Source organism: Moraxella haemolytica (assembly GCF_030177935.1).
GTDB classification, from domain to species: domain Bacteria; phylum Pseudomonadota; class Gammaproteobacteria; order Pseudomonadales; family Moraxellaceae; genus Moraxella; species Moraxella haemolytica.
Genome location: NZ_CP089974.1, coordinates 1,851,977 through 1,866,944, shown reverse-complemented (window position 1 = coordinate 1,866,944; position 14,968 = coordinate 1,851,977). Strand labels below are relative to the sequence as shown.

Here is a 14,968-nt window from a genome sequence, read left to right as displayed (position 1 = left end):
ATAAAAAATATCCCAATCATAATAAAGAGTTATAAGGAATTTGCCATGAAACCCACAACGCTTGCTACTTTATTTGATACGATAAGTCTGCATCTGCCAAGTGATGCCATTAAGATGGTGGCAGATTTGCCTTTTGGGCAGTTTTGCTTAGATAGTCGTCGTCTTAATGAGGGCGATGTTTTTGTGTTACTGTCTAGTGTGGGTGGGGATCAACAAAGCCTATTGCGTGCTAATGAATATCTCAAATCAGTGGATGGCAAGGCGGCATTTATTTTATCGCAAATCAATCCGCAAGAACTGGATATATCAACACTGTCTACGCCCATCGTAGATCTGCCAACCATTCGTCATTATTTGGGTGATTTGATTGCTGCTAGATTTCAAGTGGATAGGCCTGCCAAGCTACCTACGGTGGTGGCGGTAACAGGGACGAATGGCAAGACGACCGTCAGTCAGCTGGTAGCACAGCTGTGCGAACTGTCTGGCGTGCCATCTGCCATTATGGGGACGGCAGGCAATGGTAGGTTGGGTCAGCTTGTACAATCAGCCAATACCACAGGCGATGTGCTGTCGGTGCATGAGTTTTTGTATCAGATGGCAAAAGATGGCGTGCAAGTGGTGGCATTAGAAGCCAGTAGCCATGGTTTGCATCAGCACAGACTGCAAGGCGTGCCTGTACAAGTGGCGATTTATACCAACTTATCGCACGACCATTTGGATTATCATGCGGACATGGATGACTACCGTGCAGCCAAAGCAAGGTTGTTTGATGAGCATTATTTTAGTACGCTCACCCATGGTATCATCAATCAAGACGCTACTTATCCACTGCTTCAAAACAATGATGGTGCCTTGCCTTATTCGCTACTTGGTCATTCTTGTCAAGATGAGAAGGCGGATTATTTTGTCAAAAAGATTACACCAAGCCTAAATGGGGTGCAAATTGAGCTTGTGGCACAAGGCAAGCTGATGACATTGCACAGCCCACTGCTTGGATTATTTAATGTGGATAATTTAATGGCGGCGGTGGCGGCATTTTTGGCATTATATCCTAATCAACAAGACAATCTACCGGCATTGGTTGCCAAGCTACATGGTGCTCGTGGCAGAATGCAACAAGTACCGTCAAAAACAGGGTTGTTCATTGTTGATTATGCACACACCCCTGATGCCATCGAGCAAGTACTCATTAGCCTACAAAAGCATTGTACAGGTAGGCTGATTGCGGTATTTGGTTGTGGGGGCGATAGAGACAAGAGTAAAAGACCTATCATGGCAAATGTGGGGGTTCGTCATGCCGATATGGTGATACTGACGGCAGATAACCCACGCTCTGAGAATCCCAATGCGATTTTAAGAGACATGCAAACACAGCTTGATTGCCAAGCACATTACAAGGTCATCATTGAGCCTGATAGAAAGCGTGCAATCAAAGAAGCAGTGATGATGGCAGGTGGTGATGATATTGTGGTAATACTGGGCAAGGGTCATGAGACCTATCAAGAGATTAACGGTGTTCGTTATGATTTTGATGATGTGGCGGTGGTTGGTGAATTTATCAACGCATTTAATAAATAGGATAACAAGATGACAGTGCATACCCCTTATCTTTGGCAAAAAGACAACCTGCAGGCCGCCACAAATGGCAGATGGTCAGGCGAATTTGATGCTCAAAGTTGCCGCATTACGACCGATACTCGCAAAATAGAGCAGGGCGATATTTTTCTTGCCATCAAAGGTGAAAATTTTGATGGGCATGATTATGTTGAGATGGCAAAAGAAAAAGGAGCGGTGCTTGCCATTGTTAGTGAACAGGTGGCAAGTGATTTGCCACAACTCATCACAGGCGATACCAAAAAAGCGTTGGGACTTCTTGGTAAATACCGCCGAGATGCTCACCCTGATTTAATGGTGGTTGCTTTGACAGGCTCATCAGGAAAAACCACCACGAAAGAAATGCTAGGGCATATCTTAAGCCAAATCGCCCCGACACTCATCACTCGTGGCAACCTAAACAATGATTTGGGTGTACCAATGATGCTACTTGAGCTGTCTGACGAACATAAATTTGCTGTGATGGAGCTTGGGGCGAACCATGTGGGCGAGATTGCTTATACGGCAGGGCTTGTTCGTCCTGATGTGGCATGCGTACTAAATATCGGTACGGCTCACTTAGGCGAGTTCGGTGGGCGTGCCAACATTGCTCGTGCTAAAGCGGAAATTTACTCGGCACTTAGTGAAGATGGCGTGGCGATTGTGCCTTTTGGCGATGAATTTTGTACGCTGTTAAGCCAAACCGCCAGTAATTTTACCGATAGAATGCTTAGCTTTGGTGAACAAAATGTACCACTATCACAGGCACAGCTGTCCGATGAGGACATACAGATGTTGTCTGAGCAGGGTGTTAGCTCGGTGCTGATGATGGGTGATTTGTTTGCTGATGACATTGATGTGGCAACCACGCATAGCACTTTTAGTTTAAATACAAATATTGAGATTGATGAGATTGAAAGCCTGCCGGTACAGCTACCACTCATTGGCGAGCATAATGTAACTAATGCGTTGGCGGCATCAGCGTGTGCCTACGCTTTGGGTGTGCCACTTCACAGCATTGTTCGTGGACTGCAATCTGCTACTGCCCCACAAGGGCGATTGACTCGCATGGCGTTTGGTGAGCATATTGTCATTGATGATACTTATAATGCCAATCCAACTTCCATGCTTGCTGCTGCCAAAGTGCTAGAGCAAGAGGATAATGCCAAGATTTTGGTGTTGGGAGATATTTTTGAGCTGGGCGAAGCGGCAGCTGATGAACATTATCAGTTGGGGCAAAACATCGCACCACTTGCCTTAGACGCCATTTTTGCTGTCGGTGAGAATATGAAGCACATGGTGCGTGCTGTCAATGAATTGCGACCGATAGCGACACACTTTGAGGATAAGTCAGCTTTGCTTGATGCTCTAAGACTGCGTTTACAAGATGGTGCTACAACCATACTGTTCAAGGGGTCTCGTGGTATGAAAATGGAGACGCTAATTTGTGATTTGGCGAATCTTGGGTGAATTTGGCTTTGATGATATAGATTTTAGACAAATTTTTTAGATAACTGATTTAGATAGATAATAATGCTACAAGGGTTTGATTATGCTTTACTGGTTGTTTCAGCATAGCGACATTGCCATCTCTTCTTTGACGCTACGAGCGTTGCTGGCGGTGATTACGGCACTGCTCATTGTCATCGGTGCAGGCAAGCCTGTCATTCGTTATTTGCGTACTTTAAAGTATGGTCAAGCGGTGCGTGATGATGGTCCAAAAACACATCTTATCAAACAAGGCACGCCGACAATGGGTGGTGTGCTCATTTTAGCGGCAATCGGTATTGCAACTTTGGCATGGGCTGATTTATCCAATCCTTATGTATGGATTTTGATGGTAGTGATGGTGGTTTTTGGTGCAGTTGGTTGGGCAGATGACTGGCTAAAAATTAAGCACAAAAACCCACAAGGCCTCATCGCTCGTAAAAAGTATTTTTGGCTGTCGGTGGGTTCGCTGTTTGTGGGCGGTTCTTTGTATTATATCGCTTTACAGCAGGATACTGCCACCGCTGCTGCCATGCAAGATTTACTCATCCCTGTATTTAAGCATTGGGTAGTTCCACTATCAGCGATTCCATTTGGCTTGGGATTTATTATCCTAACTTACTTTACCATCAATGGTTCATCAAATGCGGTGAATCTGACCGATGGTTTGGACGGACTGGTGATTTTGCCTGTGGTGTTGGTGGTGGCAGGACTTGGGGTATTTGCTTATATTTCAGGCTCAATGAATTATGCTGCTTATATGCATGTGCCTTATATCGCCTATAATGCAGAGCTTATCATTGTTTGTGCTGCCATCATCGGAGCAGGGCTTGGTTTTTTGTGGTATAACGCTGCCCCTGCTGATGTATTCATGGGAGATGTTGGGGCGTTGTCATTGGGTGGAATGCTTGGTACGATGGCGGTCATGACTCGCCAAGAGCTTGCTTTTGTCATCATGGGTGGTGTTTTTGTGGCGGAAGCATTGTCTGTGATTTTACAAGTGGGTTCATACAAACTTCGCAAAAAACGCATTTTTTTGATGGCACCACTGCACCATCATTTTGAAGAGATGGGTCTAAAAGAAACTAAAGTTGTTGCTAGGTTTTATATCGTGTGCATCATCTTGGTGGTGCTTGGGTTGATGACGCTTAAGCTAAGATAGCGATGGTGGTGTGCCATTTGCCATATGATAATAAACTTAAAAAAGCACAAGATTAACGCTTGTGCTTTTTTGATGTGCGTTACTTTGATGGATTTGTAGGTGCTGTGCCACTTGGCAGGGATTGATTTTGGGTTGGCATTGATGATAAAGCCCAACACATTATGGTTGGGCTTTATCATGATTGGTGGGTGATTTTATTCTTGAGTTACAGGGATTTTGCCAATTTTGGCTTGCCAGATCTTAGGAGCGGTTGCATGAACTGACACGCCATTGCTATCCACAGCGACTGTTACAGGCATGTCTTTAACCTCAAATTCATAGATTGCCTCCATGCCTAAATCCTCAAAAGCGACTACTTTGGCGTTTTTGATTGCCTTAGAAACAAGATAAGCAGAACCCCCCACCGCCATGAGATAGACTGCTTTGTTATCAGCAATCGCTTCACAAGCGATTTTGCCACGCTCTGATTTACCAATCATGCCGATAAGCCCCGTTTGTTCTAGCATTTGACGAGTGAACTTATCCATGCGAGTAGCGGTGGTTGGTCCTGCCGGTCCTACCACTTCATCACGCACAGGATCAACAGGTCCGACATAGTAGATGAGTTTATTGGTGAAATCTACAGGTAGTTGCTCGCCCTTATTGAGCATATCGGTCATGCGTTTGTGAGCGGCATCTCGACCTGTGTAGATTTTACCGTTTAGTAGTAGTACATCTCCTGTTTGCCATGTGGCGACTTCTTCTTTGGTTAGGGTGTCCACATTGACACGCTTGCCATTGTCAGGGCTATAAGTGATATCAGGATAAGCGTCTAGGCTTGGTGGCTCTAGATTGACCGCCCCTGAGCCATCAAGCTCAAAATGTACATGGCGAGTTGCTGCACAGTTGGGAATCATTGCCACAGGCTTGGAAGCAGCGTGTGTTGGATAGTCTAGGATTTTTACATCTAGCACAGTAGTTAGACCGCCTAGACCTTGAGCACCAATACCCAGTGCGTTTACTTTTTCAAAGATTTCAAGGCGAAGTTTTTCGGTGGTAGAAAGCTCTGCACCAGTCTCTGCTTTAGCTTTTAGTTCGTGAATGTCAATATGGCTCATCAGTGATTCTTTGGCGAGCAAGGTCGCTTTTTCTGGTGTGCCACCAATACCAATGCCTAAGATTCCTGGCGGACACCAACCAGCTCCCATTTCTGGAATACTCTTTAATACCCATGCTACGATGTCATCAGAAGGATTTAGCATGGCAAGTTTGGATTTGTTCTCGCTACCACCACCTTTGGCGGCACAGGTAACATCAACCGTGTCGCCTGCCACGATTTCCATGTGGATGACGGCTGGCGTGTTGTCTTTGGTGTTGATGCGTTTGCCTGCAGGGTCGGCAAGTACGCTGGCTCGCAAGGTATTATCAGGGTGGTTGTAGGCACGGCGAACGCCTTCATTTACCATGTCTGCCACACTCATGTCGGTGTCCCATTTGACATTCATGCCTACTTTTAAAAATACTGTTGCAATCCCTGTATCTTGACAAATTGGACGCTTGCCTTCGGCACACATACGACTGTTTACCAAGATTTGTGTCATGGCATCTTTGGCGGCAGAATTTTCTTCACGCTCTAAGGCTTGGGATAGAGCCGTGATATAGTCGGTGGGGTGGTAGTAGCTGATGTATTGAAAGGCGTCCGCAATTGACTGGATAAAGTCTTCTTTTTTGATGACGGTCATGGTGATTTCCTTTTGGCTGGTTGTCTGATGACAACTGGCGATATTGTATATAAATGCCTTGTTATTGTAGCACAAATAACAAGGCGTGAAAATCCTTCTCTGCCTTAGGTGGCTAGGATAAAATCTCTGTTAATGCGGTAATTAAACGCTGATTTTGTTCAGCTGTACCGACTGTAATACGCAGATAATCTGCAATGCGTTGCTTGTCCCAATGACGCACAATGACACCTTGTTCACGCAGTTGATTAAAAATCTCTTTGGTGCTAAGCGATGTGTGATATGGCTTTGCAAAGACAAAGTTTGCTGCTGATGGCAATACTTTAAAACCGAGTGCCACTAATGATTCGGTGAGGTCATTACGCAGTCTAATAACTGCTTGACGCTGTTTGATGAAATAATCTTCATCTAAGATGCTTGCCATCGCCCCTGCTTGTGCCACACGGTCAACAGGATAGCTATTAAAGCTGTTCTTATAAGTAGCGAGTGCCGCTATTAAATTGGCGTTGCTAAAAGCTGCACCCACTCTAAGCCCTGCCAATGCACGAGATTTTGAGAAAGTTTGTGTGACTAAGATATTATCAAACTCATCAATCAAACCAATTGCTGACGCTGATTTGACATCATCTGCATAGTCAATGTATGCTTCATCAATGACGATGACCGAATCTGGGTGGTTGGTGGCAAGAGTACGAATGTCATCTAATGAAAGCAGTATACCTGTTGGGGCATTTGGATTGGGTAAAATGATGCCAACGCACGCTGTATCATAGTCTTTAGGATTGATACAAAACTCATCATCAAGTGGAATGATTTTGGTGTCCACTCCGAAAGTCTGTGCATAAACAGGATAAAAGCTATAACTGACATCAGGCATCAGTAGCGGTAATTCTTTGGTAAAAAAACAGGCAAACACAAATGCCAGTACTTCATCTGAGCCATTACCCACAAAGACCTGTTCACGCTGTAAACCGTGATAATGAGCAAGCACCTGACATAATTCATCTGATTCTGGTTCAGGGTATAGGCGTAATGCTTGACCGTCATCTGCCAAGACCGCCTGCATGGCTGCTACTGCTTTTTGGCTTGGGGGAAATGGATTTTCATTGGTATTTAACTTACATAGATTAGACACTTTTGGCTGTTCGCCTGCCACATAAGGGGTAAGCTGGCTAACTTTTTTGCTCCATAGTCTTTTGTTGATGCTCATGTTGTCGCTCGTGTGATTTGATTGATGTTGTATTAGTCTAAATTAACCACGCCATAACGATAGCGTGCTGATAGGGCATGAGCATCTAGATTCTCCTGTACCGCCATGACATCAGCCGTATGAGCCAATGGCTGCGAACCTTTGGCTGTGCAGTAGATGAGCGAGGTTTTTTTGGTGAAATCATACACGCCCAAAGGTGAGCTAAAGCGTGCCGTCCCTGATGTTGGTAGCACATGGTTTGACCCTGCACAATAGTCGCCAATCGCCTCTGGGGTATGTCTGCCCAAGAATATCGCTCCTGCATGACGCACCAGTTTTTCTACTTCATCAGGCTGATCAAGTGATAGCTCCAAATGCTCAGGGGCGACTTGGTTGATGACCGCCACACCCTCAGCCCTGTCTTTAACAAGGATTAACGCTCCACGATTGCTCAGTGCCTGACGAGCGATGTCGGCTTTTGGTAGGTTTGCCAATGCCTTATCAAGGGCGACTTTGACCGCCTCTAGTTGCTTGGGGCAAGTTGTTACAAAAATCGCCTGTGCCACTGTATCGTGTTCAGCTTGAGACAGCAAATCCATCGCTAGCCAGTCAGTATTATCCGCAGATTCGCCCTCAGCATAAACCAAGACCTCAGATGGTCCTGCGATCATGTCAATGCCTACTTGCCCAAAAACTGCACGCTTGGCAGCAGCGACATATTTATTGCCCGGACCTGTGATTTTATCAACAGGGGCGATGCGAGATGTGCCATAGGCTAATGCGGCTACAGCCTGTGCACCGCCGATGGTGATGACATCATTCACACCTGCTAGGTGTGCTGCCGCCAAGACAAGCGGATTGAGTTCACCTTTTGGAGCAGGGACGACCATCGTAATGCACGCCACGCCTGCAACTTTGGCAGGAATGGCGTTCATCAAGACACTTGATGGATAGCTCGCCAGACCGCCTGGCACATAGATGCCGACACGGTCAAGTGGTGTTACTTTTTGACCTAAAGTATTGCCAAGCCCATCAACGAAGCGAAATCCTGTCTCTTTTTGGTGTTGATGAAAATCAAAAATACGCTGAGCCGACAGCTCTAGGGCGGTTTTTATCTCATCGGTTAGACCATCAAAGGCGGCTTTTAATTGAGCTTGACTGATGAACAGCTCATCCATGCTGATGGCAGGATGTTGGTCAAAACGCTTGGTTAATTCAAACACGGCTTCATCGCCATGCGTACGAACTTGAGCGATGATGTCATCAACAGTCTGAATTAAGTCTGTATCGGTTACAGTCTCAAAGGCAAGCAGTTTGGTTAATTTGTCTTGAAAATCAGCATCTTGGCTATTTAAAATGGCTAAATCTGGCATGATATACCTGCTAGTAAATGGCATAACTTATCGGTGTTCCGTGTGAATAAAAGGCTTGGCGGTATTAGCTAGCCGCCCGTTCTAGAATGTCTAAAATGGGTTGTAACTGGCTAAGTTTTCGCTTGTAACTGATGGGGTTGGCAATCAGGCGTGATGACACTTGACAAATCTCATCAAGTGGTTCAAGTCCATTGGCTCGCAAAGTATTCCCTGTATCAACCACATCCACAATCAAATCGCCAAGCCCAACCAATGGGGCAAGCTCCATAGAGCCATAGAGCTTGATGATATCTACTTGTTGACCACAAGAGGCAAAATATTCTCTGGCGACATTGGCATATTTGGTGGCGATACGAAGACGGCGAGAAGGTAGGGTTGCTCCTTTAACGCCTGCGGTCATAAGACGGCATTTGGCAATTTTTAAATCAATCAGCTCATACACAGCGGCAGCATATTCTAGCAGTACATCTTTGCCTGACACGCCGATATCCGCCACACCATGCTCGACATAAGTTGGTACATCGGATGCACGAAGTAGTAAAAATCGGACATTTGAATCACTGCTTTGAAAAATTAATTTGCGTGATTTATTCATGTCTTCTAAAGGGCGAATGCCTGTCTTTTCAAATAAAGGCAGAGTCTCATCTAAGATACGCCCTTTTGATAGGGCGATGGTCAAGCCGTTAAAATCATCAGTCATTATATTGCCTTACTTTTTATAAAAAATTAACAAAGGCGTGCTAGCGACAGCTCAACAAAACGCTCATTGTTCTAACTTGTCGTTATGGATTGCTTTCTCAATGGTTGGTTGCCGGCAAAGGGTTTGGCAACTTTTATCCCTTAATCCGCTCAATATTTACGCCCAAGGCTTTTAGTTTGTTTTCCACATCATCATAGCCCCTATCAATGTGATAAATGCGGTCAATGATGCTTTCGCCTTCGGCACACGCTGCCGCCATGACAAGAGACATGGATGCTCGCAGGTCGGTTGCCATTACAGGTGCTGGCATGAATTTCTCTATGCCTGTAACGATGGCGGTATGTCCGTCAATGCGAATGTTTGCTCCCATGCGGTTAAGCTCAGGCACATGCATGAAGCGATTTTCAAAAATATTTTCAATGATGGTGCTGGTGCCATCAGCCAAACAGCACACCGCCATCAGTTGTGCTTGCATATCAGTTGGGAAGCCAGGGTGGGCTTGGGTGCGAATGTCTGTCGCCTTAGGTCTGCCTTTCATGACGGCACGAATCCAGTCATCGCCTGTGGTGATGGTTGCACCCATTGCCTCAAATTTCTTTAAGACAGGGTGTAGATGCTCTGCTGATGTGTTGGTGGTCAATACATCGCCTTCACTCATCAATGCACCTGCCAAATATGAGCCAGTTTCAATGCGATCAGCAATAACACTGTACTCACAGCCATGCAGGCTTTCTACGCCCTCGATGATCATGGTTGGCGTGCCGATGCCATCAATCTTAGCTCCCATCGCCACAAGCATATTGGCTAAGTCCACCACTTCTGGCTCACAAGCACAGTTCTCTAGGCGAGTTGTACCACGAGCTAAGGTGGCTGCCATGATGACATTTTCTGTGCCACCTACCGTTACCATATCAAAGCTAAAGTTACAACCGATTAAGCGGCCACCTGCCGGAGCTTTTGCTTTGACATAGCCATTTTCTACAGCGATGGTTGCACCCATTGCCTCAAATGCCTTTAAATGCTGATCCACAGGGCGAGAACCGATAGAGCAACCACCAGGCAAAGAGACTTCCGCTTCGCCAAAGCGAGCCAATAATGGACCTAGTACCAAGATGGACGCACGCATGGTGCGAACCAATTCATAGGGGGCATAATAGTTGGTTACACTGCGAGCATCTGCCACGACCGTGTTACCTTCTTTTGTGATGGCAACGCCAGTACCTGCGATGAGCTTGACAAGTGTCTCTGTGTCTTTTAGGGTTGGGACATTATGCAGGACGGTTTCATCGTTTGGGAGTAGTATGGCAGCAAGCAGTGGTAAGGCTGCGTTTTTTGAGCCAGAAATGGCGACTTCACCTGCAATTCGGCTCTTGCCAATGATCTTAAATTTATCCATTTATTGTCCCTTTTTGGTGTTGTATTCATCAGGTGTCAAGGCATGAATGGTTAAGGCATGCATTGCTCCACTTTGGATGTGTGGATTCACAATCGCATAAACCGCTTGCTGACGCTGTACGGGGCGTTTGCCCTCAAAGACGGCATCAACAATGAGTACTTCAAATTTGTTGCCTTGATTGGCGGCTTGAAGGTGAGCTTTGGGAAAATGTGGTTGTAGTAGTTCAATTAGGTCGTCAGCGTTCATGTTGGTTCCAAAGTGGTTTAAAATATGGGGTTTAGTCTTGCTATTATAACAAAATTTTGGCTTTTTATACCCAAATTTATACAGGTTTTGTGTGTTGTGTTAGTCTGGGTTATGGATTGTTCGTCCCTTGATGTAGTTGTACATAGCCACTGGTGCCACTTTTTGAGGTGTAGGCAGGGGTGATGTTGGTTGGGGCGTCGGTGCTGGCGTTAGGCACATAGATTTCTTGAAGCAAATAGGGTTCGTTGGTAGGCTCGGTGCTAACCACGCCGCCATATACTACGCTGTTGTCAGCTATGATGTCTTGTGTGCTTGTTGGCGTGGCTGGCATATCATCATTGATTAGCGTGGTCAGTGTTACTGCCAATGCCATGCCTGCTGTGTTTTGTATCGCTGCTAGTATGTGGTCTTGTTGCTCTGGACTCATGTGTCCCATCACATAGGCTGTTTGGTCTCGTACGACTATTTTGTATTGTGATGATTTGATGCCTTGATTGGTCAGCAGGCGTGCGTTAATCTTGGATTTTAGGTAGCCTTCGTGTAGGGTATGGCTTTGGCTTTTTGGGGTGCTAGAGATGGTTAGGTAATTGTACACCTCTGCAACATCCCTCATGGATTTTACCATTGCTTCTATGTCATCTTTGATGGCTTGACTTGGCACTTCGCCTGTGATGAGTACTTCTTTACGAAAGCTATCAAATGCGATTCGTACCGTGTTTTCATTCACTCCGCTAATGCGAGCTAGGTTCTTGCGAGCCATCAGCTCGATGCTCTCATCACTGATGCGTTCAGGGATACTGCGACCCATCTCATAAACCCCAAAGGCATCGCCACCACCAAGCGTACTGCACGCTGTCAAGTTTAGGGCGGCTGCTAGTATTAGCATTGCCATCTTCGGGGTGTGTTGTATGAATGTCTGCATGGCTTTATCCTTTTAACTACTAACGACTTAATAACTGATGGCTCTTCAACACATGGTGTTGTAGTCATGCCATTTATCAATCAGTTTTTAACAAATTCTCATCAATTTTGATGGGTAGTTGTAATCAATATTCATATTTTAATCAATTTGTACTCAAGGGGAGCGACTACCACTGCGTCAAAAAAGCTGCTTGTACCCATTGGGCGTTTTCAATACCTTCTTGATGGTCAAAGGCGATCACATCAAATCGGCAATCGTACTGCTCAAACTGCGGATTTTGTGCCACAAAATACTGTGCCGTTTGGATAATTTTTCGTTGTTTGGCAGGGGTGATACTCTCAATGCTGTTGGTAAATTGTCCAAGTTTGCGAGAGCGTACCTCAATAAATATCAGCGTCTGTATCGTCCTGCCAAATCTGTCGGTATTACTTTGTTTGGCGATGATGTCAATTTCACCCAGTCTTGGGGCATAAAAATTACAAGCAACCAGTTCAAGCCCTGAATGCTCTGCCCATGCTCTGGCACGCTGTTCATAAAAATCACCGATGGCTTTTTTATTGTCAGCTTGATGATGGGTGGTCTTATGGGTACATTGTCTTTGTGATAAGTCGTTCATCAAGAGTTTATAACTACAATTAAGGTGTCAATGATGGTCGTTGATATACCATATCAAGCTGTGCATAAACTGGGCGTATCAAGCAACGAACTTATAATGATTGATTACTGCTTACGCACAACGACAGTCTTGGCAAGTTTGTCATGCCAGCTTTGTTTTTTCTTATCAAAGCCTGCCCAAATATACCCCAATCCAAACACCACAGAAGATACGATGTAGCCAAGATAGCGAATGAAAGCTTGCTTTAATGTTAAAAGATTGCCTGTGCGTTCACCCAATACTTGCAAACCAAGCAACATTTTGCCAGGTGTAGCTCCTTTTCTTGTCCAAAACCAAAAAGTAGCCAACAACGGCAAGCCTACTGAAATCAGGATATCTGCCACACCAAAAAACATCGTTTGGGTCGGCTCAACACTAAAATACGCATCAAAATAAGCATCGCCATAGACGAGGTATAACAAGGGCAAGCTGATGAGCAAAAACAGTATGCTATCAACAAGCTGTGCCACAAAACGAATCCAAAATCCTGCATAGCGATAGATGGTCTGATTGTAAGCAGGGTGGTCTAGGTGTGTTGGTTGTGTTGTATTTGACATGATAGGCTGTCTATAAATAAAATTGTACTTAGCATAGCAAAGTTTTTGATTTTACGCCATTTATTCGCATAAATAAACAAGATTTTTTTGTGATTTTTCTTTAAAATATATAAAAACCAAAGGAAATCTTACATGAAATTAAGAATATTGAGCGTAGGGCATAAGATGCCATCATGGGTGCAAGCAGGCATTGATGAGTATGCCAAACGCATTCAGCCGATGATGAATACCGAGATTGTTGAGATTGCCCCTGCCAAACGCCACAAGAACCCATCGCCTGCAGACATTGACAAATACAAACAGCAAGAAGGGCAGGCTATCTTGGCAGCTCGCCACCCAAAAGAAAAATTGTGGGTACTGGAAGTAAAAGGAAAAATGCTCTCCACTGAAGGTTTATCAGATAAGCTGAGTGTTGCCATGACAGATGGTGTGGACATCGCTTTGGTGATTGGGGGTGCTGACGGTTTATCCCCCCAAGTGCTGGCGGCGGCGGATTTTAAATGGTCGTTGTCAGATTTGACGCTACCACATCCTTTGGTGCGAGTGATACTCATTGAACAGCTGTATCGAGCGATGAGTGTGATCAATAACCACCCTTATCATCGTGGCGGTTGATGGGTGGTTGGTTACAATCCTTTTTGGTTTTGGGTGTTGTTAGATGTGCTAGCTGATTGGTTTAATCAACTTTTGATAAGTCAAGCCGAGCATCAATGCGATATACCAACCAAGTGCCTACTGCTGTCAGTATGGTGGCGGTAATGCCCAGTTTTACCACAGGGTTTGTGTCAAACAAGCTAAGAACCAAGCCACCAAAAATCCCTACCGAAAATTGCAATGCCCCTTGCATCGCTGCTGCCATGCCTGCACGCTTTTTTTGAAAGGCTAGGGCGATTGCTCCAGCGTTAGGCTGTGTCAGCCCCAGTCCGGCAATACAACAAAAAATTGCTATAAAAACCAAAGCAACATGAGCATCGCCACCAAACACAAGCCCAAGCAATAGCAGAAAAGACGCTGAAGCCAGTTGCACCGATGCCCCAAAACGCAAGAGTTGCACCAGTCTAAATCGTTTAATTAAAAATTGATTGACCTGCGTTAAAGCAATAAAGCCAAAGGCATTCGCCCCAAAAGCGATGGCAAAATTCTCCTCAGATAGCCCGTAATTCTCCATGAATAGCACGCTAGAGATGGACAGATAAATAAAAAACGACCCTTGAAGCACGCCAGCTGCCACCGCAGGCACGGTGAAGGTTTTGTCTTTTAGTAGGTCAATATACCCTGTGATTGTCTGACTGATGGGCTGGGTATTGCGGTTTTCTGGGGTTAGTGTTTCTTTTAAGAACAGCTTGGTTAGGATGATGACAAATGTGCCATAAGCCGCCAAGAACCAAAATATCGTGTGCCAGTCTGCCACTCTTAAAATAGCAGCTCCTAAGGTCGGTGCTAAAATGGGAGCAACGCCCATGACCAGTACCATAAGGCTAAAGGCTTTGGCGGACTGTATGGGGTTTAGGGTGTCTCGAATCGCTGCACGAGTAACCACTCCTGTAACGCACGCACCGACTGCCTGTAGGGTGCGAGCCATGAACAGTATGGCTTCGGTGTTGGTGGTGGCACAGATTATAGATGCAATGACAAAGATTATCATGCCGATATACATGGGTTTGACACGCCCCACACGGTCGGAAAAAGGACCATAAAACAGCTGACCGAATACCAGTCCTATAAAATAAGCAGGCACAGAACGAGCGATATTGGTTGTGCTGACCCCAAACTCATCTGCCATGCTTGGCAGGGCAGGTAGGTACATATCAATGGCGAGCGGACCGATGGCAATCATCACCCCCATGATTAAGATCCATAAGGTGGGAAAGGGTTTTGATGAATGGGTTCGGTCGAGATGGGTTGGCATGGTTATCTTAAAAGTTGATTGGTGTGGAATTGGTTATTCTAGCACATTTTATAAGATTGG

The 14,968-nt window shown here is 45.4% G+C and carries 15 protein-coding genes; 4 read left to right on the top strand and 11 right to left on the bottom strand.

Annotated features, from left to right (window positions below; translation table 11 throughout):
* The first annotated feature begins 45 nt into the window (after positions 1–45).
* The 3 genes from LU276_RS08870 to mraY all read left to right on the top strand — a co-directional run bounded on the left by LU276_RS08870 (position 46) and on the right by mraY (position 4,243).
* Positions 46–1,578: a UDP-N-acetylmuramoyl-L-alanyl-D-glutamate--2,6-diaminopimelate ligase gene (locus LU276_RS08870; protein WP_284673479.1), complete on the top strand. Its 1,533-nt coding sequence runs from the start codon at positions 46–48 to the stop codon at positions 1,576–1,578.
* 9 nt (positions 1,579–1,587) lie between these two features.
* The gene (locus tag LU276_RS08865; RefSeq protein ID WP_284673478.1) at positions 1,588–3,063 is read left to right on the top strand and encodes a UDP-N-acetylmuramoyl-tripeptide--D-alanyl-D-alanine ligase; all 1,476 of its coding nucleotides are present in this window, start codon (positions 1,588–1,590) and stop codon (positions 3,061–3,063) included.
* An 82-nt stretch (positions 3,064–3,145) separates the two neighbouring features.
* Positions 3,146–4,243: a phospho-N-acetylmuramoyl-pentapeptide-transferase gene (mraY, locus tag LU276_RS08860; RefSeq protein WP_284673477.1), complete on the top strand. Its 1,098-nt coding sequence runs from the start codon at positions 3,146–3,148 to the stop codon at positions 4,241–4,243.
* Here the strand turns inward: mraY and LU276_RS08855 are convergent.
* From LU276_RS08855 to LU276_RS08810, 10 genes are all read right to left on the bottom strand, one after another.
* Positions 4,186–4,422 (bottom strand): hypothetical protein, encoded by a 237-nt coding sequence (locus tag LU276_RS08855; RefSeq protein WP_284673476.1) that lies wholly within the window; start codon positions 4,420–4,422, stop codon positions 4,186–4,188. The two genes, mraY and LU276_RS08855, sit on opposite strands and share 58 nt — an antisense overlap.
* A gap of 15 nt (positions 4,423–4,437) precedes the next feature.
* Positions 4,438–5,964 (bottom strand): fumarate hydratase, encoded by a 1,527-nt coding sequence (locus LU276_RS08850; protein ID WP_284673475.1) that lies wholly within the window; start codon positions 5,962–5,964, stop codon positions 4,438–4,440.
* A gap of 112 nt (positions 5,965–6,076) precedes the next feature.
* Complete coding sequence (gene hisC / locus LU276_RS08845; RefSeq protein ID WP_284673474.1) at positions 6,077–7,171, bottom strand: histidinol-phosphate transaminase; 1,095 nt, start codon at positions 7,169–7,171, stop codon at positions 6,077–6,079.
* A 32-nt stretch (positions 7,172–7,203) separates the two neighbouring features.
* A complete protein-coding gene (hisD, locus tag LU276_RS08840; protein ID WP_284673473.1) occupies positions 7,204–8,523 on the bottom strand; it encodes a histidinol dehydrogenase in 1,320 nt (439 codons plus the stop codon).
* A 64-nt stretch (positions 8,524–8,587) separates the two neighbouring features.
* Positions 8,588–9,223 (bottom strand): ATP phosphoribosyltransferase, encoded by a 636-nt coding sequence (hisG, locus tag LU276_RS08835; RefSeq protein WP_284673472.1) that lies wholly within the window; start codon positions 9,221–9,223, stop codon positions 8,588–8,590.
* A 133-nt stretch (positions 9,224–9,356) separates the two neighbouring features.
* Positions 9,357–10,619 carry a UDP-N-acetylglucosamine 1-carboxyvinyltransferase gene (murA, locus tag LU276_RS08830; protein ID WP_284673471.1) on the bottom strand — a complete coding sequence of 421 codons (1,263 nt, stop codon included), beginning with the start codon at positions 10,617–10,619 and terminating at the stop codon, positions 9,357–9,359.
* Positions 10,620–10,865, bottom strand: a complete 246-nt coding sequence (locus LU276_RS08825) for a BolA family protein (RefSeq protein WP_284673470.1) — start codon at positions 10,863–10,865, stop codon at positions 10,620–10,622.
* A 109-nt stretch (positions 10,866–10,974) separates the two neighbouring features.
* Complete coding sequence (locus tag LU276_RS08820; RefSeq protein WP_284673469.1) at positions 10,975–11,787, bottom strand: BON domain-containing protein; 813 nt, start codon at positions 11,785–11,787, stop codon at positions 10,975–10,977.
* A gap of 166 nt (positions 11,788–11,953) precedes the next feature.
* Positions 11,954–12,403 carry a YraN family protein gene (locus LU276_RS08815; RefSeq protein WP_284673468.1) on the bottom strand — a complete coding sequence of 150 codons (450 nt, stop codon included), beginning with the start codon at positions 12,401–12,403 and terminating at the stop codon, positions 11,954–11,956.
* A gap of 104 nt (positions 12,404–12,507) precedes the next feature.
* Positions 12,508–12,999 carry an RDD family protein gene (locus tag LU276_RS08810; RefSeq protein WP_284673467.1) on the bottom strand — a complete coding sequence of 164 codons (492 nt, stop codon included), beginning with the start codon at positions 12,997–12,999 and terminating at the stop codon, positions 12,508–12,510.
* A gap of 132 nt (positions 13,000–13,131) precedes the next feature.
* Here LU276_RS08810 and rlmH point away from each other — a divergent pair, with 132 nt between their 5' ends.
* Positions 13,132–13,614, top strand: a complete 483-nt coding sequence (gene rlmH / locus LU276_RS08805; protein ID WP_284673466.1) for a 23S rRNA (pseudouridine(1915)-N(3))-methyltransferase RlmH — start codon at positions 13,132–13,134, stop codon at positions 13,612–13,614.
* Between the two features lie 61 nt (positions 13,615–13,675).
* Here the strand turns inward: rlmH and LU276_RS08800 are convergent, their stop codons facing one another.
* Positions 13,676–14,908, bottom strand: coding sequence for a multidrug effflux MFS transporter (locus LU276_RS08800; protein ID WP_284673465.1), 1,233 nt, complete (start codon positions 14,906–14,908; stop codon positions 13,676–13,678).
* Positions 14,909–14,968: the final 60 nt, after the last annotated feature.